The organism is Vibrio floridensis (genome assembly GCF_021852965.1).
GTDB classification, from domain to species: Bacteria; Pseudomonadota; Gammaproteobacteria; order Enterobacterales; family Vibrionaceae; genus Vibrio; species Vibrio floridensis.
The window spans coordinates 14,313-34,986 of record NZ_JAKGCY010000003.1; the positions used below are offsets into that span (position 1 = coordinate 14,313).

General features: G+C 45.8%; 17 protein-coding genes. 13 read left to right on the forward strand and 4 right to left on the reverse strand.

The window, feature by feature from the left end; genetic code table 11:
* Positions 1 to 152 precede the first annotated feature (152 nt).
* Together LZU85_RS06405 and LZU85_RS06410 are read left to right on the forward strand one after the other, a co-directional pair.
* Positions 153 to 791 carry a YchE family NAAT transporter gene (locus LZU85_RS06405; RefSeq protein WP_176297518.1) on the forward strand — a complete coding sequence of 213 codons (639 nt, stop codon included), beginning with the start codon at positions 153 to 155 and terminating at the stop codon, positions 789 to 791.
* Between the two features lie 51 nt (positions 792 to 842).
* Positions 843 to 1,703 (forward strand): ion transporter, encoded by an 861-nt coding sequence (locus LZU85_RS06410; protein ID WP_176297517.1) that lies wholly within the window; start codon positions 843 to 845, stop codon positions 1,701 to 1,703.
* A 48-nt stretch (positions 1,704 to 1,751) separates the two neighbouring features.
* Here the strand turns inward: LZU85_RS06410 and LZU85_RS06415 are convergent, their stop codons facing one another.
* Both LZU85_RS06415 and asd read right to left on the reverse strand, forming a co-directional pair.
* Positions 1,752 to 2,273, reverse strand: coding sequence for a prepilin-type N-terminal cleavage/methylation domain-containing protein (locus LZU85_RS06415; protein WP_237286718.1), 522 nt, complete (start codon positions 2,271 to 2,273; stop codon positions 1,752 to 1,754).
* Between the two features lie 117 nt (positions 2,274 to 2,390).
* A complete protein-coding gene (gene asd / locus LZU85_RS06420; RefSeq protein ID WP_026050792.1) occupies positions 2,391 to 3,506 on the reverse strand; it encodes an aspartate-semialdehyde dehydrogenase in 1,116 nt (371 codons plus the stop codon).
* A gap of 411 nt (positions 3,507 to 3,917) precedes the next feature.
* Between asd and nhaC the strand changes: the two genes are divergently transcribed.
* Positions 3,918 to 5,351 carry a Na+/H+ antiporter NhaC gene (gene nhaC, locus LZU85_RS06425; RefSeq protein ID WP_176297515.1) on the forward strand — a complete coding sequence of 478 codons (1,434 nt, stop codon included), beginning with the start codon at positions 3,918 to 3,920 and terminating at the stop codon, positions 5,349 to 5,351.
* Between the two features lie 172 nt (positions 5,352 to 5,523).
* Positions 5,524 to 6,507: a lipid A deacylase LpxR family protein gene (locus LZU85_RS06430; RefSeq protein WP_176297514.1), complete on the forward strand. Its 984-nt coding sequence runs from the start codon at positions 5,524 to 5,526 to the stop codon at positions 6,505 to 6,507.
* Between the two features lie 81 nt (positions 6,508 to 6,588).
* Here the strand turns inward: LZU85_RS06430 and LZU85_RS06435 are convergent, their stop codons facing one another.
* Positions 6,589 to 8,469 (reverse strand): methyl-accepting chemotaxis protein, encoded by a 1,881-nt coding sequence (locus LZU85_RS06435; RefSeq protein WP_176297513.1) that lies wholly within the window; start codon positions 8,467 to 8,469, stop codon positions 6,589 to 6,591.
* A 230-nt stretch (positions 8,470 to 8,699) separates the two neighbouring features.
* Between LZU85_RS06435 and pflA the strand changes: the two genes are divergently transcribed.
* The 6 genes from pflA to LZU85_RS06465 all read left to right on the forward strand — a co-directional run bounded on the left by pflA (position 8,700) and on the right by LZU85_RS06465 (position 15,932).
* A complete protein-coding gene (pflA, locus tag LZU85_RS06440) occupies positions 8,700 to 9,440 on the forward strand; it encodes a pyruvate formate lyase 1-activating protein (RefSeq protein ID WP_176297512.1) in 741 nt (246 codons plus the stop codon).
* 65 nt (positions 9,441 to 9,505) lie between these two features.
* The gene (locus tag LZU85_RS06445; protein WP_237286719.1) at positions 9,506 to 10,171 is read left to right on the forward strand and encodes an energy-coupling factor ABC transporter permease; all 666 of its coding nucleotides are present in this window, start codon (positions 9,506 to 9,508) and stop codon (positions 10,169 to 10,171) included.
* A 126-nt stretch (positions 10,172 to 10,297) separates the two neighbouring features.
* Entirely contained in the window at positions 10,298 to 10,798 is a 501-nt protein-coding gene (locus tag LZU85_RS06450; RefSeq protein ID WP_011079979.1) for a YfbU family protein, read from the forward strand.
* Between the two features lie 357 nt (positions 10,799 to 11,155).
* Positions 11,156 to 13,090 carry a PrkA family serine protein kinase gene (locus tag LZU85_RS06455; RefSeq protein ID WP_080536463.1) on the forward strand — a complete coding sequence of 645 codons (1,935 nt, stop codon included), beginning with the start codon at positions 11,156 to 11,158 and terminating at the stop codon, positions 13,088 to 13,090.
* A gap of 43 nt (positions 13,091 to 13,133) precedes the next feature.
* Positions 13,134 to 14,405 carry a YeaH/YhbH family protein gene (locus tag LZU85_RS06460; protein WP_237286720.1) on the forward strand — a complete coding sequence of 424 codons (1,272 nt, stop codon included), beginning with the start codon at positions 13,134 to 13,136 and terminating at the stop codon, positions 14,403 to 14,405.
* 9 nt (positions 14,406 to 14,414) lie between these two features.
* Positions 14,415 to 15,932 carry a SpoVR family protein gene (locus tag LZU85_RS06465; RefSeq protein ID WP_176297508.1) on the forward strand — a complete coding sequence of 506 codons (1,518 nt, stop codon included), beginning with the start codon at positions 14,415 to 14,417 and terminating at the stop codon, positions 15,930 to 15,932.
* Positions 15,933 to 16,048: 116 nt separating this feature from the next.
* On the opposite strand, the gene LZU85_RS06470 is transcribed toward LZU85_RS06465, so the two are convergent.
* Positions 16,049 to 16,918: a Tim44 domain-containing protein gene (locus tag LZU85_RS06470; protein WP_176297507.1), complete on the reverse strand. Its 870-nt coding sequence runs from the start codon at positions 16,916 to 16,918 to the stop codon at positions 16,049 to 16,051.
* A gap of 241 nt (positions 16,919 to 17,159) precedes the next feature.
* Between LZU85_RS06470 and LZU85_RS06475 the strand changes: the two genes are divergently transcribed.
* From LZU85_RS06475 to LZU85_RS06485, 3 genes are all read left to right on the forward strand, one after another.
* The gene (locus LZU85_RS06475; protein WP_011080957.1) at positions 17,160 to 17,750 is read left to right on the forward strand and encodes a TetR/AcrR family transcriptional regulator; all 591 of its coding nucleotides are present in this window, start codon (positions 17,160 to 17,162) and stop codon (positions 17,748 to 17,750) included.
* 14 nt (positions 17,751 to 17,764) lie between these two features.
* A complete protein-coding gene (locus tag LZU85_RS06480; RefSeq protein ID WP_237286721.1) occupies positions 17,765 to 19,639 on the forward strand; it encodes an MFS transporter in 1,875 nt (624 codons plus the stop codon).
* Between the two features lie 98 nt (positions 19,640 to 19,737).
* On the forward strand, positions 19,738 to 20,673 hold the full coding sequence (locus LZU85_RS06485) for a YeiH family protein (RefSeq protein WP_237286722.1): 936 nt from the start codon (positions 19,738 to 19,740) through the stop codon (positions 20,671 to 20,673).
* Position 20,674: the final 1 nt, after the last annotated feature.

Here is a 20,674-nt window from a genome sequence, read left to right on the forward strand (position 1 = left end):
AGTATGACAAATTACTTCACACGCATTTCAATAATTAGTTTTTCTCAACAATCAAACACACCACACGTTAGTTTTTTTCATTCGTGAACTATGCTTTTTTCGACTATATTTCGCGGTCAAGCCGTTCACCTAATTTCCATGTGGTTTCTCTGATGCAAACGTTCGAAGTCGCTATCTTTCTGCAGTTTTTTCTTGGCCTTGTCGCCGCAGTAAACCCCGTCGGTATCATGCCGGTATTTGTGTCACTCACTGGCCACATGACACCGGAAGAAAAACACAAAACCGCCCTTACCGCCAATGTGGCGGTGGCGATTATTCTGACCGTTTCATTACTAGCTGGTCAGATGCTACTCGACATGTTTAGCATTTCTCTCGACTCCTTCCGTGTTGCCGGTGGTTTGCTACTACTTAGCATCGCCTTTTCGATGATGAGCGGTAAGTTGGGTGAAGATAAACAAAACAAACAAGAGCAATCGGAATACGTGAGCCGCGAGCAAATTGGTGTTGTGCCTTTGGCAATGCCTTTGATGGCAGGCCCTGGTGCGATTAGCTCGACCATCGTTTATGGCTCTCGCTACCCAAGCATGTTCGATACCATGGGTATTGTGATCACCATTGCTGCCTTTAGTTTTTGTTCATGGCTGCTCTTTCGCTCAGCGCCAATTATCGTTCGCTTTTTAGGACAAACCGGCATCAACGTGATCACCCGTATTATGGGTCTGATCTTGGGTGCACTCGGCATAGAGTTCATCGCCAATGGTCTACGCAATCTCTTCCCCGGATTAGCCTGATTCCAGAATTAAAGGTATGATGTTGCAACGTTTCAACTATGTCGCAACATCATGTCACGCCAGTCACTCAAGCATCATCTTTACGTTATCATTTTCGGTACGCACACGCCTGCAGGCAGAGCCTTTGACATTGGCTTGATCGTCGCGATTTTTACCTCGCTGCTGGTGCTTTTACTCGAATCTATCCCGTCGATTCGCGCTCAGTGGGCAAGCGAACTCAAATACCTTGAGTACGGTTTTACCGCCCTATTTACGCTCGAGTATTTGCTACGTTTATATTGCTCACCAAAACCTACCGCCTACGCACGGAGTTTTTATGGTGTGGTGGACTTACTGGCGATACTGCCGACCTACCTTGCTTTCTTATTCCCATCAGCGGCTTTTATGGGCGTCATTCGACTGCTGCGTGTGATGCGTATCTTCCGCATTCTGAAACTCGTTCGTTATTTGCAAGACTCAAATTTGTTGATGCGCTCCTTGCTGATGGCTCGAAGAAAAATACTGATATTTTTCAGCGCGGTGGCTATTTTGGTGACCATATTTGGCGCCCTGATCTACGTAATTGAGGGTCCACACAATGGCTTTACCAGTATTCCCAAAAGTATCTACTGGGCCATTGTGACCATTACGACCGTAGGCTATGGTGACCTCGTGCCACAAACCGATCTAGGCAAAGCCATCGCATCTCTGACAATGTTACTCGGTTACTCAATTTTGGCGGTGCCGACGGGGATCATTACCGCCGAACTCAATCAAGAGATGAACTCACACCGACAATTGGTCAAGTGCCCTAACTGCTCACGTGCTGGACATGAATCCGATGCACTCTTTTGCAAACACTGCGGCAGTGAACTGGCGGATCCCGATAAACGAGTGGTCGCAGTACAAAGCACAGAAGCCGACAAAAAATAAGCGCTCGTATGAGCGCTTGATTGCCTTGTTGCATGAGCCGTAGCAGCTTCAACATCCGTCTGTGATGGTTTCCACTGCAAAGTCCGCACCCGGTTCCATCGCGGCGGTATATTTGACGTAGCAACGGCTCTCTTCGATGGCTTTATTGAAATCCACAATGTTGTCATCGGCCAACCATTGTGACTGCGTAATGATCCACCAATCGGGATCTGAGACTGAACCATTATTGTGTGCAGCCCAAACCCATTCACGTTCTAAATCATGGTAGCCCGTGTCAATTTGTAAGAAGCTTTCCATTCCACCACGCGAGACACTCGGATAACCATATTGCACAGCCCCGTAGTTTGGCACGTGGTAGAATTCAAGTGCTTCCATCCCTTCCACAGCGGCTTTTCCATACGCCATCTCCGCCGCATTCGTTACGGCGCCAGCTAAACCTTCAACGACGGAACGCCGTGCATCGGATTGTAAATTCAGGAATCTTGGCGCAGCGACCACCGCTAACACGGCAACAAGCACAATCACTACGATCAATTCTATTAGCGTAAAACCTCGAAATTTCTTATACATACAGCACACCACTCTCAAAACCCACGCTAAATTAGGTCATCAATGTCAACGAACTGTCATTGAAAAAATAAAAAAGCGCCTTTTAGGCGCTTTTTAGAATGATGTCTCATATTTGAGTTATTGCTTCTCAGCAAGGATGATTCTTAGCGTACGACGCAAAGGTTCTGCCGCGCCCCAAAGAAGTTGGTCACCCACGGTAAATGCGTTAAGGAAATCATCACCCATCGACATTTTGCGTAAACGGCCAACAGGAATTGAAAGCGTTCCTGTCACTTTAGCTGGCGTTAGCTCTTGCGCGGTAATGTCACGCTCGTTTGGAATCACTTTAACCCACTCGTTGTCGCTCGCAATGATCTCTTCAATTTCATCAAGAGGGACATTTTGCTTAAGCTTGATAGTCAGCGCTTGTGAATGACAACGCATTGCACCGATACGAACACAAGTTCCATCGATAGGAATTGGAGAATTTTGTAAACCAAGGATCTTGTTCGCTTCTACGCCACCTTTCCATTCTTCTTTACTTTGACCGTTTTCGCGTTTCACGTCGATCCATGGAATCAATGAGCCAGCCAGAGGCGCGCCAAAGTTGTCAACTGGGAACGAGCTGCTGCGCATCGTTTCCGCAACCTTACGATCGATATCAAGAATAGAGCTTGATGGGTTGGCCAATTCTGAGCTTACGGCATCATTGATCACGCCCATTTGAGAAATCAGTTCACGCATATTCTGCGCGCCTGCACCAGAAGCGGCTTGGTAAGTCATTGCACTCATCCACTCAACCATACCTTGTTTGTATAGTCCACCTAACGCCATCAGCATTAGCGAAACGGTACAGTTACCACCAACAAAGGTGTTTGTGCCACTATGGATGCCTTGTTGAATCTGAGCTAAGTTCACAGGATCAAGAGTGATAATCGAATCTGGAGCCATACGCAGTGTAGAAGCTGCATCAATCCAGTAGCCTTTCCAACCCGCTTCACGCAGTGCTGGGTATACCTTTTCTGTATAACCACCACCTTGACAAGTGATGACTGCGTCGAGCTGTTTCAACGCATCAATATTGAATGCATCTTGTAGTAAACCAGCATCTTTACCAAAATTTGGCGCTGGAATACCAATTTGAGAGGTACTGAAAAAGACTGGTTCAATCAGATCAAAGTCTTTTTCTTCAACCATGCGCTGCATCAGCACCGAGCCAACCATGCCACGCCAACCAACTAAACCCACTCTCATCACATTAACTCTCCGTGTATTCAAATAACAAAATAAATTTGCATTAATAGTTCTATTTTCTAGGCAAAATCTCAAGCACTAATTGACGAAAACGTCCAACTTTTTCGTTTTGATTTGTTAAGGTCGCAAAACTTCATGATTTAGCTTTGGTAAGAGCTCTGACCGAGCAGGATTTCCTACCCGGCCGCCACGTTCACATATGAAGCACATTTATTTCACATTACACAACACTTAAAACTAATTATTTTAAACTTTAGTAGTTTATTATTTCACAAAATACGTATTACACCGATCCAAATCAAAACAAACGACTAAATAAATCGAATTATCCACTACGTTAATGTAATGTAAGCATCCTAAACATACGGGGGCGTAATCCCTCTAACGCTCCGACATTTATCAGAGGAATATATGAAGCAGGAAATTACTCGCTTACCAAGTCTTCCCCAAGTGCTCATTTCACTGGGATTGTTTTTACTTTTGGCTTTTTCGTTTACCGCGAAATTAGATCTACCTATTCAGCTAGCACTTTATATCGGCTGGTTCATTATTATGGTGTTGGGCTTACGTCTAGGTCATCAGTATAAAGACCTGGAAAAAGCGGCATTAAACGGAATTTCGAATGGTTTAGGCGCTGTTCTTATTCTATTAGCCGTTGGCGCATTGGTTGGTACCTGGATCTCCGGCGGTATCGTACCCACTATTATTTACTATGGTCTGAAGGCAATACATCCTTCTATCTTCCTTTTAGCCACTATGATCATTTGCTCCCTAACAGCACTTGCAACAGGCACCTCTTGGGGCGCAGCAGGTACCGCAGGTATCGCAATGATGGGGATTGGCCAAGGCCTTGGCGTACCAGCACCGATCACAGCAGGTGCGGTACTATCAGGCTGTTACTTCGGTGACAAAATGTCTCCGCTTTCAGATTCTGTGATCCTTGCTTCTTCAATGTCGAACGTTGAGGTTATGGAGCACATTAAAGGCATGCTGCCTATCGCTCTGATCAGCTACATCATTACCGGCATTATGTTCACAGCATTTGGCTTCCATTACGCAGGTAATGTTGACATGAGCCAAGTGGAATCGGTGATTAAAGCGATGGATCAGCAGTTCTACATCACGCCTTACTCGTTTGTTCCTGTCATTATCGTATTGGCACTGCTTGCCATGCGCATGCCTTCATTCCCAGTCATCAGCTTTGGTTCTCTACTGGGTATTATTTGGGCCGTGATGATCCAAGATGTGGATTTCCTAACCGCGTTCAATACTGCTTGGGCACCGTTTGCGATTTCTTCAGGCGTTGATTTCATTGATTCCATCCTAAACCGTGGTGGTATGTCCTCCATGTTGGGCTCGGTGGCCGTGATCGTGTTTGGTCTTGGTTTTGGTGGTCTACTGGATAAAGTTGGCGTGCTAGAAACCATCGCGAAACTGTTTGAACGTCGCGTGCAAAATGCGGGCTCTCTCGCAACCAGCACGATTGGTACAGCGTTTATGGGTAACGTGTTCGGTTCAGCGATGTACGTTTCACTGATTCTGACACCAAAGATTTGTGCGAAAAACTACGACCGCCTAGGTTACAAACGTAAGAATCTATCACGAAATGCCGAGTTTGGCGGCACGCTAACATCCGGTATGGTGCCTTGGAGTGATAACGGCATTTACATGGCGAGTATTCTTGGTGTCGCTACCCTGTCGTATGCACCGTTTATGTGGTTGAGCTTTGTTTGTATCGCAGTGACGATTTTCACCTCCTACATGGGTTGGTTTGTCGACAAGTGCGAGCCTACCGCCGAAGTCAGTGACAAAGAGCAAGGCGTCACGGTACAAAAAATGGCTTAGTCGTCTAGTTCAAAAAGCGTCCTCGAGACGCTTTTTGTCTACTGTTTTAAAGGAAGTACTTTTAGTGGGCCCACACTTCTTTAAAAAATAATCTTTCAACTAAGATGCATTAGCCTTACTCTGTTACGCTTTCTATCGTTAACTGTAACGTGATCGCCCAAATGAATTTAGCATGATACACCCTAAGATCTTCTGCTTATTGGCACTCTCAACTCATTGTGCCTTTGCTTCGATAAAGTCAACCACAGCCTTTAGCTTGGACAACGATGGAATTTTTGGCGTAGACCAAGACTACACCAATGGTATTTTCTTCGCTTATGCGTCACCCGCTTTAAGTTCAGAGCACCAAATCCGTCGTCTAAGTTTGGCGGATAAACTGGGCGGTTCTGTTGATAAATGGGAATTTTCAATAGGCCACAAAATGTGGACGCCTGCTGATATTTCCCAGACGACTCCCGTTTTGAATGATCGTCCTTATGCGGGCTACTTTCACGCCGAGCTCAACTACCTTTCTCTCCACCCACAGCAAGCTGTGCGTTATAACCTAACGCTAGGTACCACGGGCGAAAATGCGCTATCCGAAAAAGCACAAAAGCTGGTGCACAGCATTACTGGCTCGACGGATCCCAATGGTTGGGAATATCAAGTGGATGACTATGTTGCTGGTAGTATTGGTTACCAACGCCATGACCTGCTGATACGTTCCGCAAATCTCACTGAGTCAAATTGGGAAATGAGCCATATTTTTGAAGCCAATGCAGGCAATTTCCGCAGTGATGTCGCATCTGGTGTGATGTTTCGCTACGGTTCAGATTTGGCCAATACACTTGGCGCAGCGAGTATTTCAACCGAAAATCCTTTTCACGCAAGCATGATGGGAAATTCCTCATACGGATGGTTTGTTTACAGTGGGCTTTCAAACCGTTATCGCTTTAATGACATCACATTGGAAGGTGAGCGCTCCGGATTACCAGAGCCATCTGACTTATATGATGTGACCCTACAGAACTGGCAAAGTACCGCTGTCGCGGGTGTGGCGCTGTATAATCGTCGTATTGGCATGAGCTTCGCGCTGTCGGCTAAAACCCCTGAATACAAAGAAGCACCAGAACGAATCTACGGTAATGGCGCACTTTCTCTGTACGCCTTTTTCTAACGGCAGGCTTTTCAACGCCAAAAGTTCTAGTGAAAAAAGCGGGATCATTGAGTTATCCCGCTTTTGCTTTTCAAAATCAGATCAAATCGTGAATTTTTGACATTCGTTACTCAACTGACGAGAACTGTCATCAACAAGCTGGCTGACGTCTCGTAACTCACCATTGTTACTTTCCAGTTCTCGCATCGCTTGAGAGATTTGCGTCATGCTATCAGCCATGGATTGACTGGTGGTGGCCAGTTCTTTGATCGATGAGAGAATAATCTCTGTTTGATGGTTAGCTTCATCCGCTTTGGCAGTAATGTGTTTGAGCGCATCCATCGCTTCATGCCCTTTTTGTTGCCCTTTTTCAATCGTTTGACCCGAGCTACTGATGTATTGAATCACCTCGGCACTTTCATTTTTCATGGTTTGAATGGTGCCAGTGATTTCACTCACCGCATCGACAGTGCGGACCGCGAGGCTACGAACTTCATCGGCCACAACAGCAAAACCACGTCCTTGCTCCCCAGCGCGGGCCGCTTCTATGGCTGCGTTGAGTGCCAGTAGGTTGGTCTGTTCGGCGATGCCGTTGATAATGTCCATCACCGAGTCAATTTTTGAGGACGCTTCTTCTAATTGACTGATGTGCCCAGCCGCCGAGTTGAGAATTTGTGCGACCTGCTCAAGTGAGCCGATCGCTTCTGAAATGATTTTGCCGCCATCTTCTGCTGCTTGGTTTGATGCGCGACTAATTTGGGTCACGAATTCCAGTGAATTAGACACCTCTTGCGTTGTTACACTCACCTCTTCAGTTGCCGAGGCAAGCAATTGGGTTTGGCCAAGGATCTCGCCTTGGTGATGAGCGAATTTGTCAAGCCCGACTCGCAGTTCTCCTGCATGCCCAGCCAGTGAATGACTGCTTTCTTGTACTTCAGAAACAAGCTTACCAAGATTTTCACAGCTTTCATTGACCGACTGAGACAACTGATTGAACTCATCATTGGCGTTGTCGCTTAGTGTCAAACGGCAAGACAAGTCACCATTAGAAATCGCTTTAATCACTTGGCTGATACGGTCAAGCGAGCGGGTCAACGACACACTGATGCTCAAAAAAATCACAATAGTGAACACGGCCAGTGCCGCTAATGCAATCAATACTGACCACTGTGTTTTACCCGCTGAAGATGCGGCTCGCTGTTGCTGATCATCCGCGACTGCATTCAACTGCTCTGAAGCTTGCTGAATTAAGTTGATCGCTTCACGTTGGTTGTTTTTCAACTGCTGTTCAAGCGCGCCCAATTGCTGAGAGAGCTCACTGACTCGAACAAACGTTTGTTTAAACTGTTCGATCTCTTTCTCATAAATATCCAACATGCCATAGCTGTTTGAGACGTTAACAAACATCGTCATCGCACGATTAAACAGTTTCATGTTCTGTTCATTTGGCAGCAACAAGTAGTTTTGCTGGGTTTTGATCATGGCTTGAAAATCGGAGTTAATCGTCACCATGCCCGTTTCTTCGATCTTTTGTTCAATGACCTTCGCCAGATCTTTTAACTGACCTAATTTGCCTTCATCAACATTAAAACCAAGTTCTGATTTAACGCTGAGCCACGGAGCCAACGATTTTGCAAGCGCGTCAACCGCTTGCTGCATGCTGTCGGCTTGTGTAGTGAGGTCAAACTGAACGAGAGTTTCACCCGCTTGACGAACGTTTTGCTCTAAATGCGTAACGTCCGCTTTAACGGCATTCACATTAGCAGCGGTCAGTTGGCCTAGTTTTCCCGTTAACTGCAACAGCTCGACTTGGGTTTGAGCGATCTGCCCTGCTCCAGTCGATACTCGACTACTTTGCGAATACTGTTCAGTCAATGAGGTGAGTTGGTTCGAGGTGTAAGCGGCAAGTGCAACAAAACCCAAAGTCAAAATACTCAAAAACAGCTGAATTTTACGTTTCTGAGAAAGCGCAAGCATATCCATGGTCTAATTCCCTACAGCACATTTTCTTATTGTAATAATTAACGTTATGTTTACATTTATAACAATAATCACAATCAACACAAATGTCATTAGCCTGCTATTAGGTTTTTCTCATCATGCGGAGTCAGTTTTCTCGCTTAGAGACTCATTCCAGTGTTTTGCATACTGTTTTAACCCCAGTTTTTGTAATAAAATAACAGCCGAAATTTGATAAGAATTGAGAGCTAGACATGACAACAACGGGTCGTATTCACTCTTTTGAATCCTGCGGAACGGTTGACGGACCAGGTATTCGTTTTATTGTTTTTATGCAGGGCTGTCTAATGCGTTGTATGTATTGCCACAATCGCGATACATGGGACACGCACGACGGTAAAGAGGTCACCGTCGAAGAGATCATCAAGGAAGCGAAATCTTATCGTCATTTTATGAACGCCTCTGGTGGTGGTATCACGTGCTCCGGTGGCGAAGCGATGCTGCAACCTGAATTTGTGCGTGATCTGTTCCGTGCAGCAAAAGCAGAAGGCATTCATACCTGCCTAGACACCAATGGTTATATCCGAAAGCACACTGACGTTGTTGACGAAGTATTAGAAGCAACCGATTTGGTGATGCTCGATATCAAGCACATGAAAGATGAAATTCATCATGATTTCATCGGTGTTTCCAACCGTCGTACTCTCGATTTTGCTCGCTACTTGCATAAAATTGGGCAAACAACCTGGATTCGTTACGTGGTCGTTCCTGGGTATACCGATGATCCTGAAGCGGCTCATATGCTTGGTGAGTTCATCAAAGACATGGACAACATCGAGAAGGTCGAACTGCTTCCTTACCACAAGCTTGGCGCTCACAAATGGGAAGCGTTGGGTCTAGAGTATCCACTGGAAGGGGTGAATCCACCACCAAAAGAGACGATGGATAATATTGTTTCTATCCTTTCGCAATACCATAGCAATGTGAAATACTAAGCATCGTATTCGTTATTCAATACCCACTTTACGTGGGTATTGTTTTATCTACAGGTATGAATGACATGGATGTATTTGCCTTTCTTTGCTTAGGCGTTATTTTGCTGGTGATTGGGTTTGGTTGCAAAGATGACTTCCTCAAAACCTTTCTCCCGAAGCTAGTGGCAGACAAGCCTTTCCAACACATGACATTTGCGGTGATGTTGCTGCTATTTTTGCTTTGGAATGCTCAAGCAGGAGTCAAAGAAGGGCTATACATCCATTTTCTGGCACTGACCACGCTCACCATGATGTTTGGCTGGAGAATGGCATTTTTGCTCACACTTCCAGTCTACGCGTTACTCACCGCGTTTGGTGATCTAACGATTCAGCAGTTGCCAAGTACGATTCTCCTCTCTTCCCTCGCCCCGATTCTGTTTTCTTACGCGGTTTTCGTACTCAGCTATCACTATTTGCCGAGAAACATCTTTGTGTTTATTTTCATTGCTGGTTTTTTCAACGCAGGACTGACTGGCAGCGTTCACCTTCTCATTAATGCCCTTTATCATCTCTATGTTGGCCATTACGACTGGCAAACCATATGGCACAACTATTTCATTTTTATGCCTCTGCTCGCCTTTCCTGAAGCGCTACTCAATGGGATGTCTTTGGCTGCGCTCTGCGTCTTTAAACCAGAGTGGCTACGTGTCTTTTCAGACCGTGATTACATTTACAACCACTACCGAAAATAGTGCTCAGATCAACAAACAAATTTTCCATTTTTCCCATTAAAACTGTGTTGAGATCATGTTTCATCGTGTGATGTTCCGCTAACCTAACGTCAACAACACAATTAGAGAATATATAGTGAGGTCACCATGGAAATGTCGAATGCACAACGATTGATCCTATCCAACCAGTACAAGTTGATGTCTCAGCTCGACCCTGAAAATGCCGAAAAATATCAACGTTTTCAGACCATCGTTGAGCGTGGCTATGAGCTGCAAATGCGTGAGTTGAACAAAGATTACGGCTGCATCACTGAAGCACTCTGCAAAGAAATTATCGATGTGATGGAAATGTACCATGCAATGCAAGAGTCTTTCCGCATGCTCGATGCGGATGAATCTACCCAGGTTGATCAGCGTCGCCTTCAGTTCCTTGGTTTTGATATTGCCTCTGAAGCACAATTGGTTCACTACGTTCGATTCTTAACCGAATCTGAAGGTCTCTACCCTCAATTCGATAAAGGTGACCACCACTTCAACAGCCAAATGCCGATGCTGGAAAAATACCGCCGTATGTTGGCGACTTGGCGCAAGTGCCCTCGTCAATACCACTTATGTGCGACAGAACTGCGCCAAATTTTTAATGCCTAGTTTTAGAACGTAGCGTTTCGCAGACGAACAGACAAGATTTCAAATAAAAGGTTGACCAGTGTCAGCCTTTTTTGTTCGTGCAAGACAAAAAAATCCCAATCTACACGACAAAAAACTTCAACATTAATTTAACAATTCCCATTCTTTCAATCATCTAGCTTCCCTTGTCTCACCTTGGTTCGAGCTCTTTAACTGGGAAAAAAACCTGCCAAATCTGCAAGCAACAAACTCTCGCCTATCTTAAATAAATGCATAATTTATTGGGCAAAATTGAAAATCCCCGTCTAGGCTTATCAATGAGAAGGGACGATATTTGCCAACGTTCGTCAGCAGACCGAATAAGAAGGGGAATGTGACATGAGTATTTTTGACCACTATCAAGCGCGCTATGAAGCAGCAAAAGATGAAGAGATGTCGATACAGGACTTTCTTGCACTATGTAAAGATGACAAAAGTGCCTATGCGAATGCCGCTGAACGACTTCTTATGGCCATCGGAGAACCTGAGTTAGTCGATACGTCGATGCATCCACGATTAAGCCGTATTTTCTCTAACCGTGTGATTTCACGCTATAAAACCTTTAAAGATTTCTATGGAATGGAAGAAGCGATTGAACAGATCGTCTCCTACCTAAAACACGCCGCTCAAGGGCTGGAAGAACGCAAGCAGATTCTTTACCTACTGGGCCCTGTGGGCGGTGGTAAATCGTCGCTGGCAGAAAAGCTCAAAGCACTAATGCAACAAATGCCGATTTACGTGCTCACCGCCAACGGGAAACGCAGCCCTGTAAACGACCACCCTTTCTGCTTATTTGACGTCAATGAAGATGGCGAAATATTGCAAAAAGAATATGGCATCGAAAAACGTTATTTACGCTCCATCATGTCACCTTGGGCAGCTAAACGTCTGCATGAGTTTGGTGGGGATATCAGTCAGTTTAAAGTCGTGAAAGTTCGCCCTTCCATACTCGATCAAGTGGGTATCGCAAAAACCGAACCAGGTGATGACAACAACCAAGACATCTCATCACTGGTCGGCAAAGTCGACATCCGCAAACTGGAACATTATTCGCAAGACGATCCCGATGCCTACAGCTACTCTGGTGCGTTATGTAAAGCAAACCAAGGTTTGATGGAGTTTGTAGAGATGTTTAAAGCACCCATCAAGGTGCTCCACCCTCTCTTGACGGCGACTCAAGAAGGCAACTTTAATGGTACTGAGGGACTCTCTGCGATTCCATTTGAAGGCATGATATTGGCTCACTCCAATGAATCCGAGTGGCAGACTTTCCGTAACAACAAAAACAACGAAGCGTTTTTGGATCGCGTCTATATCGTCAAAGTCCCTTACTGCTTACGCGTTTCTGAAGAAGTGAAAATTTACCAGAAATTGCTAGAGCACTCTGAGCTTTCCAAAGCGCCATGTTCACCCAGTACGCTAGAACTGTTGGCTCAGTTCAGTATTCTTTCCCGCCTCAAAGAGCCAGAAAATTCGTCCATTTTCTCTAAAATGCGGGTATACGATGGCGAAACGTTGAAAGATACCGATCCAAAAGCCAAGAGCTATCAAGAATACCGCGATTATGCGGGCGTGGACGAAGGCATGAAGGGGCTATCAACGCGCTTTGCGTTCAAGATTCTTTCTCGTGTGTTTAACTTCGACCAAACTGAAGTGGCCGCTAACCCTGTCCACCTCTTTTATGTCATCGAACAGCAAGTTGAGCGTGAGCAGTTCCCGCAAGAAACGGCTGAACGTTATTTGGAATTCTTGAAAGGTTACTTGGTGCCTCGCTACGTCGAGTTCATCGGTAAAGAAATTCAAACCGCTTATCTTGAGTCTTATTCTGAATATGGTCAGAACATCTTTGATCGCTATGTTACGTACGCAGACTTCTGGATTCAGGATCAAGAATACCGCGATCCAGAAACAGGTCAGTTGTTTGACCGCTCAGCATTAAACGGTGAGTTGGAGAAAATTGAGAAAACAGCGGGCATCTCTAATCCAAAAGATTTCCGTAATGAAATCGTTAACTTTGTGCTTCGTGCGAAAGCCAGCAACAACGGTCAAAACCCTGTGTGGACCAGCTATGAAAAACTTCGCACTGTGATCGAGAAGAAAATGTTCTCCAACACCGAAGATCTTCTTCCTGTTATCTCCTTTAACGCAAAAACCTCTTCTGAAGACCAGAAGAAACACGATGACTTTGTCGCTCGTATGATGGAAAAAGGCTACACCGAGAAACAAGTTCGCTTGCTTTCTGAGTGGTACCTGCGCGTACGTAAATCGTCCTAACCCGGATGTGAGTTAGGTCTGTGGAACATGAGAGGGGAATTTCATGGCGCAATTTATAGACCGTAGGCTCAATGGCAAGAACAAGAGCGCTGTCAACCGACAGCGCTTCATGAGACGCTATAAAGAGCAGATAAAAGAGTCGGTAGCGGACGCGGTGAATCGTCGCTCGATCACCAATACGGAGACGGGTGAGGACGTTGCTATTCCGCACAAAGACATCAAAGAGCCTCTTTTCCATCAAGGCAAAGGGGGGTTACGAGAACGTGTCCATCCTGGCAATGACCAGTTCATTACCGGCGATAAAATTGAAAGACCCAAAGGTGGCCAAGGAGGCGGTGGCGCTGGAGACGGTGATGCCAGTGCTGATGGCGAAGGACAAGACGATTTTGTTTTCCAAATTTCAAAAGATGAGTACTTAGACCTGTTATTTGAGGACTTGGCTTTGCCAAATCTAAAGAAAAACCAGGTGAACAAAATTACCGAGTGGAAGAAACACCGCGCGGGCTATCAAACCGCCGGGATGCCTTCCAACATTTCCATTGTGCGCTCTTTGCAGCAATCCCTTGCGCGTCGGACCGCAATGTCTGCGGGCAAAAAGCGTTTATTGCACGAGCTAGAGCTGGAGCTGGAACGCATCCAGAATCAAGAACCCGCACAAAAGCTGGAGGAAATGAAACTTAAACAAGAAATCGCAGAGCTACGTAAAGCGATTGAAAGCGTGCCGTTTATCGATACGTTTGACTTACGTTTCAAAAACTATGAGCGCAAACCGGTTCCTTCAAGCCAAGCCGTCATGTTTTGTCTGATGGACGTTTCAGGCTCCATGGATCAAGCGACCAAAGACATCGCTAAGCGCTTTTATGTGCTGCTCTATCTGTTCCTTAATCGCACGTATGAAAACGTGGAAGTGGTGTTTATACGTCACCATACGCAAGCAAAAGAGGTCGATGAGCACGAGTTTTTCTACTCACAAGAAACTGGCGGCACCATCGTTTCCAGTGCTCTCAAATTGATGGATGAAATTGTTAAAGCTCGCTATCCCGTTGGTGAATGGAATGTCTATGCAGCACAAGCCTCAGATGGGGATAATTGGGCAGACGATTCCCCTCGCTGTAAAGATCTATTAACCAACAAGTTGTTACCTAACTGCCAATACTACGCCTATATCGAAATTACCCGACGTTCACACCAAACGCTGTGGCATGAATATGAAAAGCTTGAGGAGAGCTTTGATAATTTTGCGATGAAGAACATTCGCAGCGTTGAAGACATCTTCCCGGTATTCAGAGAGCTGTTTCACAAGGAAACGGCATAGGAGGCCTGTATGACAACCAAGACAAAGAAAAAAAGCAAGATGTTGCCAGATGGGCCAGACTGGACCTTTGATCTGTTGGAAAAATACCATACCGAGATCAAACGTGTTGCTGAGCATTACCGCCTAGATACCTATCCTAATCAGATCGAAGTCATTACCTCTGAGCAGATGATGGATGCGTATTCAAGTATCGGTATGCCGATTAACTATAGCCACTGGTCTTTTGGTAAAAAATTCATTCAGACCGAACAAAATTACAAGCATGGTCAAATGGGGCTCGCATACGAAATCGTCATAAACTCCAACCCCTGTATTGCCTACTTAATGGAAGAAAACACCGTGACGATGCAAGCGTTAGTCATTGCTCACGCCTGCTATGGTCACAACTCTTTCTTTAAAGGCAATTATCTGTTTCAAACTTGGACTGATGCCAGCTCGATTATCGACTATTTGCTGTTTGCTAAAAAGTACATTGCTGAATGTGAAACCAAATATGGTGACACAGAGGTAGAGAAGCTACTCGACTCCTGCCATGCACTGATGAACTATGGGGTTGACCGTTATAAACGCCCAGAGAAGATCTCAATCACTGAAGAGAAGGCCCGACAAGAGGAGCGGGAGGCCTATCTGCAATCACAGGTCAATGAGCTTTGGAGAACGGTGCCTAAGGCCAAATCCAAGGAAGAGCAAAGTATTGTCCATTTTCCAAGCGAGCCACAAGAAAACATTCTCTATTTCATTGAGAAGCACGCGCCGCTGCTCGAACCTTGGCAGCGTGAAATCGTGCGTATTGTGCGAAAAATTAGCCAATACTTTTACCCACAAAAGCAGACGCAAGTGATGAACGAAGGATGGGCAACGTTTTGGCACTACACCATTCTCAACCATCTTTATGATGAAGGGATGGTCTCTGACAAATTTATCTTAGAGTTTCTGCACAGCCACACCAGTGTGGTTGCTCAGCCGCCCTATAACAGCCCTTACTTTAGCGGCATCAACCCTTATGCGTTAGGTTTTGCGATGTTCCGTGACATCAAGCGCATCTGTGAAGAACCGACAGATGAAGACAAAGAGTGGTTCCCTGATTTGGCAGGCAGCGATTGGCTCGATGCGGTACATTTCGCCATGCGCAACTTTAAAGATGAGAGTTTTATAAGCCAGTATCTATCCCCAAAACTCATCCGCGATTTTAAACTGTTTGCGATTCAAGATGATGACCGAAGAAACTTCATCGAAGTGAACGCTATTCATGATGATATGGGCTATCGAAAAATTCGGGAAACCTTGGCAGCGCAATACAACCTAGCCAACCTGGAGCCCAATATTCAAGTCTACAAAGTTGATGTGCGTGGCGATCGCTCTTTAACCCTGCAATACGTCCCGCATAACCGCATTCCTCTGGATAAGAGCTACAACGAGGTGATGAAGCACTTATATCGTTTGTGGGGGTTTGACGTTATTTTGGAAGAAGTAAAAGAAACCGGCCACAAAGAAATCTTGGCAACCTGTCCTCAACGAGGCGACTGAGGCAACAAAACAAAAGTTTGATCGAATAAAAAACCGCCGCAAACTCTCAAAGTTTGGGCGGTTTAATTGTCAAGGTCTCAAACATGAACGGAGTGACACTGAGACCAAAGCGCTGTTTAGCCTTGAATACCCACGATCATCCACGGCGCATTTGGCGCTGTTAGATCACGCTCAAGGTGCCAGATATCGGTGATATCTTCTTCAATGCCTTCAACTGCATCGCGGTAACGACCACTGAACTGTAAGCTCAAGTGCGCGGTTGATGCGTCGTAATCAGCACGAACGATTTGTGCATCCACATACATGACATCCGTATGCTGCTCACCGTCGAGTTTCGCTCGCTCCGCTTTTAGGTCTTCCCACAAGCTTGGAGAAACATACTCTTCAATCGTTTCCAGTTGATTATGGTTCCAAGCGCCTTGCAGGATACGGTAGTGTTCACGCGCGCCATTCACAAACGCGACTTGGTCGAAACCTGGAGGGTAGTTGTGTGGTACATCAGATTGCGCGCCAAAGCCAAAACCACCAGTTGGCGTATTTGGTGACTGCTCGAAGTTATGAACATTTGATTGCTCAAACTTAGGTGCTTGGCCGCCAAATGCCGGCTGCTGGCGATGCTGATTCATGCTGCCTTGCTTAGAAGCCAGCAAACCACGCATTAATTTAAAGATCACGAAAGCAATTAAGCCGATGATGAGGATATCCATAAACTGAATACCTTCAAACGCGCCCCCAAAGAACGCAGCAAGCAAACCACCCGCCAACAAGCCACCAAGAATACCGCCCATCAGGCCTTTCTTAGAGCTCTGTTTTGCTGTCTGCTCTTTACCAATATTGTTCGTATTTTGCTGCTGTTGTTTTGGTGCAGGTGCCGTTTTGTAGCTTTTACCAAACGACTTACCACCACCCATTTTTTTCGCTTCGGCGATTGGAGTAGCAATCACAGAAACCATCAGCAGGGCAACAATCGATAATAAACGTTTCATCTTTATCCTTTTGTAGTCTGATTGAAACTTTACTTACTAGTCCCCTTCGTGTGACAAAGCGTTTTGAAGAACACCAGCTAATATGCATCATACAAGCATCCTTTCGTCATTGAAACGGAAACAATAGTTAGACATGTATCAGAATATTGCCGCTGTACTATGCTTAATTTGGATGTCTTGTTGACGTATATAATTGACAAATTTAGAATATTGAACGTTGTTCAATTTGTAGTACGAAAAAATGGCCCGTAGAAACGATCACACCAGAGAAGAACTTATCGCATTAACGCTTGAAACTGTTAAAGAGTTTCTGGCAGATCACTCGTATCACGAGTTAAGTTTGCGTAAGCTGGCAAACATGATCGGTTATGTTCCAAGCACCCTAGTCAATGTGTTTGGCAGTTACAACTTGTTGCTGTTGCACGCCGTCGCGCAAACCTTGGATGAGCTTTCCCAAGAAGCCATGCAAGTGGTCAAAACATCACAAGACAAAAAACAGGCACTATTTAACCTTGCCTATTGCTACCATGACTTTGCCCAGCAACACCCTCACCGCTGGCGCTTAATTTTTGAGCACAACATGAATGGTGCAGAGTTACCAGAATGGCAAGCAAAGCGCATCGACAACATGACCGGTATGCTAGAAGCGCTATTGCAACAACTTGCACCATCTCGCACACCAACCGAAGTGTTGCAAGCGAGCCGCGTGTTGTGGTCTGGCGTACATGGTATTACGCTACTGAGTGTGGATGACAAATTTTTCTCCAGTGAGCCAATTGATGGCAAAGAGTTGATAGACAGTCTTTTGACCAACTATCTGACCAACTGGTAATACAAGGAACTTTCATGGCCGCGAATAGCCAAAGCTCGCTGTTAACACAGCGTAAGTTTCTGCCGTACTTCATTACTCAATTTTTCGGTGCCTTTAACGACAACATATTCAAAAATGTGCTGTTGCTGCTTGTCGCGTTTGCAGGTACTGGTGCCCTGTCAATCTCCAGTGATCTTTTCATCAACCTTGCCGCAGGCTTATTCATTCTGCCATTTTTCCTTTTTTCCGCGTCAGCGGGTGTGCTGGCAGACAAATACGAAAAGTCTTGGTTTATTCGCAAGGTCAAACTGTTTGAAGTTGCCATTATGTTGCTCGGCGCTATCGGTTTTATTACCGAAAGCTACACCATCTTATTGCTGCTGTTGTTTTTGATGGGCACACAGTCGGCATTTTTTGGTCCAGTCAAATATGCGCTACTTCCGCAGCAACTGAAACAAGAAGAGCTCGTTCCCGGTAACGCTTTGGTTGAAGCGGGGACTTTTATTGCTATTCTAGTGGGCACATTAGGCGCGGGTATTATTGCCTCACACGAGCAAGCAAAATACGTTGCCGCTTTTTGTGTCGTTATCTTCGCTGTATTTGGCTATCTCGCGAGCCGCGCGATTCCTGTCGCGCACGCATGCGCGCCAGAGCTAAAATTTCGCTGGCAACCTTATCGTCAAACGAAACACACAATTGCCATCGCGAAATCGGACCGTGTGGTATATCAATGTATTATGGCGATCAGCTGGTTTTGGTTCCTTGGTGCTGCGTACCTCACTCAATTTCCCAACTTCACCAAGATTTATCTCAATGGCACAGAAAGTGCGGTCTCTTTCTTGTTGGCACTCTTTTCTGTTGGTATCGCGCTCGGTTCACTGGCGTGCAACAAACTGTCTAAAGGCCGCATTGATGTGGGTATCGTCCCAATTGGTGCGTTAGGTATTACGGTATTTGGCTACTTGATGGCCACATCGATACCCAGCGAGCTACCTCGCTTTCATACCTTCGCACAGTTTGTGCAGTATCAGCCATTTTGGCCACTGTTTAGCTACTTACTCATGATCGGCGTTTCAGGTGGATTGTTTATCGTCCCTCTGTATGCCCTGATGCAACATCGTGCCAAGGAAAGTGAACGTGCGCAGGTGATTGCGGGCCTCAATATTTACAACTCACTGTTTATGGTGGGCAGTGCAGTATTGGGCATCGTCTGTCTTGCCGCGATCGGCATATCGATTCCACAATTTTTTGTGCTACTTTCGATACTCAACTTTTTAGTGGCTGCGTATCTCTTTTTGCAAGCACCCATGTTTGTCGTGCGTTTCCTCGTGTGGGTGCTTACTCACACACTCTATCGTGTGACACATAAGAATCTACACCACTTACCGAAAGAAGGTGGTGCGCTTATTGTTTGTAATCACGTGAGTTACATGGATGCCTTACTGCTGAGTGCCGTCTGCCCTCGATTGATTCGTTTTGTCATGGAAGAAGAATACGCAAGGCTGCCGGTTTTGCGTCGCTTCTTACGCACTGCCGGGGTCATTCCTATCTCCGCCAGCAACAGAACCTCTATCCGCCGTGCATTTAACGATGTTGAACAAGCTTTGAGTGAAGGGCATATTGTCTGTATTTTCCCTGAGGGCAGATTAACGGAAAATGGCGACATAAATCCATTTATGCGCGGAATTGACATCATCCTTCGTCGCAGCCCGGTGCCCGTTATCCCAATGGCGCTAAAAGGCTTGTGGGGTAGCTATTTCAGCCGCCACAAAGGCCGAGCCTGTAAAGGGTTACCTAGCCGTTTCTGGTCTCGACTAGAAATTGAAGCAGGGTTGCCTATTGAGCCTAAAGCCGCCTCTGCGGAAGTTATGCAGCAAAAAGTGGCAGAGTTACGAGGCGATTGGCGCTAAGCGTTCAGTTTATCTGAACGCTTGTTCAAATCATTAAGACTTTCTGATCTCATCGACTCAGCTATACTCGCGCTTTCACTTAATAAAACGCAATCACTTTGAATCGTAAGCATCTTCCTTTTATTTTCGCTTTACTGCTCTGTCTGAGTCCTTGGGTCTCTTCCCCCACAGCATTGGTTTTGGGTTTTCTGCTCGCAAGCACGGGGTTGGTGCCATCCCAACTGCCCCTTCCGACTTACACTAAAAAGCTCTTGTCTTACTCTATTATTGGTTTGGGGTTTGGTATCCAATTTCAACAAGCCATTGCTGTAACCTCTGATGGTATCGGCCTGATTGTGGTCACCATCGCTGGTACCCTGCTACTCGGCTTTTTAGTGGCTAAAGTGATTAAGCTCGAAACCACAACCGCCTACCTTATTTCAGCAGGCACTGCGATTTGTGGGGGGAGTGCGATTGCGGCAGTTGCGCCAGCGATCAAAGCCAAAGATCAGCAGATTGCCCTCGCACTGGCGACCGTCTTCGTTCTTAACTCCCTTGCATTGTTTATTTTTCCGGTGATTGGACATGCATTAGCATTGGATCAACAAACTTTTGGGACATGGGCAGCAATCGCCATTCATGACACCTCCTCTGTCGTTGGAGCTGCATCCGCGTACGGTGAGCAAGCACTTACCACCGCGACGACATTAAAACTTGCCCGTGCATTATGGATTATTCCCGTTGCCCTACTCAGTGCAATTCTCTTTGCTCGCGGAAATGGTGAGGAAGGTAAGCGCAAGTTAGTGCTTCCATACTTCATTTTTTGGTATTGCGCGGCCATCGCCTTTAGCGATCTCTTCCCTCAATTTGAGAGCGTCTATCAGGGTATTTTCTCGGTAGCGAAACAGGCACTGGTGGTGTGTTTATTTTTGATTGGTTGCAGTATTTCTGTTGAGAAGCTGAAAAGTGCGGGTGCAAAACCTCTGATCTTTGGCTTAAGCCTATGGGTGGTCATCTCCACCACTTCGCTCAGTTGGTTGTTACTCACACGTTAAA

Coding starts and splice junctions, on each gene's coding strand:
- LZU85_RS06405 (WP_176297518.1), top strand. CDS start 153: ATGCAAACGTTCGAAGTCGCTATCTTTCTGCAGTTTTTTCTTGGCCTT.
- LZU85_RS06410 (WP_176297517.1), top strand. CDS start 843: ATGTCACGCCAGTCACTCAAGCATCATCTTTACGTTATCATTTTCGGT.
- LZU85_RS06415 (WP_237286718.1), bottom strand. CDS start 2,273: ATGTATAAGAAATTTCGAGGTTTTACGCTAATAGAATTGATCGTAGTG.
- asd (WP_026050792.1), bottom strand. CDS start 3,506: ATGAGAGTGGGTTTAGTTGGTTGGCGTGGCATGGTTGGCTCGGTGCTG.
- nhaC (WP_176297515.1), top strand. CDS start 3,918: ATGAAGCAGGAAATTACTCGCTTACCAAGTCTTCCCCAAGTGCTCATT.
- LZU85_RS06430 (WP_176297514.1), top strand. CDS start 5,524: ATGATACACCCTAAGATCTTCTGCTTATTGGCACTCTCAACTCATTGT.
- LZU85_RS06435 (WP_176297513.1), bottom strand. CDS start 8,469: ATGGATATGCTTGCGCTTTCTCAGAAACGTAAAATTCAGCTGTTTTTG.
- pflA (WP_176297512.1), top strand. CDS start 8,700: ATGACAACAACGGGTCGTATTCACTCTTTTGAATCCTGCGGAACGGTT.
- LZU85_RS06445 (WP_237286719.1), top strand. CDS start 9,506: ATGGATGTATTTGCCTTTCTTTGCTTAGGCGTTATTTTGCTGGTGATT.
- LZU85_RS06450 (WP_011079979.1), top strand. CDS start 10,298: ATGGAAATGTCGAATGCACAACGATTGATCCTATCCAACCAGTACAAG.
- LZU85_RS06455 (WP_080536463.1), top strand. CDS start 11,156: ATGAGTATTTTTGACCACTATCAAGCGCGCTATGAAGCAGCAAAAGAT.
- LZU85_RS06460 (WP_237286720.1), top strand. CDS start 13,134: ATGGCGCAATTTATAGACCGTAGGCTCAATGGCAAGAACAAGAGCGCT.
- LZU85_RS06465 (WP_176297508.1), top strand. CDS start 14,415: ATGACAACCAAGACAAAGAAAAAAAGCAAGATGTTGCCAGATGGGCCA.
- LZU85_RS06470 (WP_176297507.1), bottom strand. CDS start 16,918: ATGAAACGTTTATTATCGATTGTTGCCCTGCTGATGGTTTCTGTGATT.
- LZU85_RS06475 (WP_011080957.1), top strand. CDS start 17,160: ATGGCCCGTAGAAACGATCACACCAGAGAAGAACTTATCGCATTAACG.
- LZU85_RS06480 (WP_237286721.1), top strand. CDS start 17,765: ATGGCCGCGAATAGCCAAAGCTCGCTGTTAACACAGCGTAAGTTTCTG.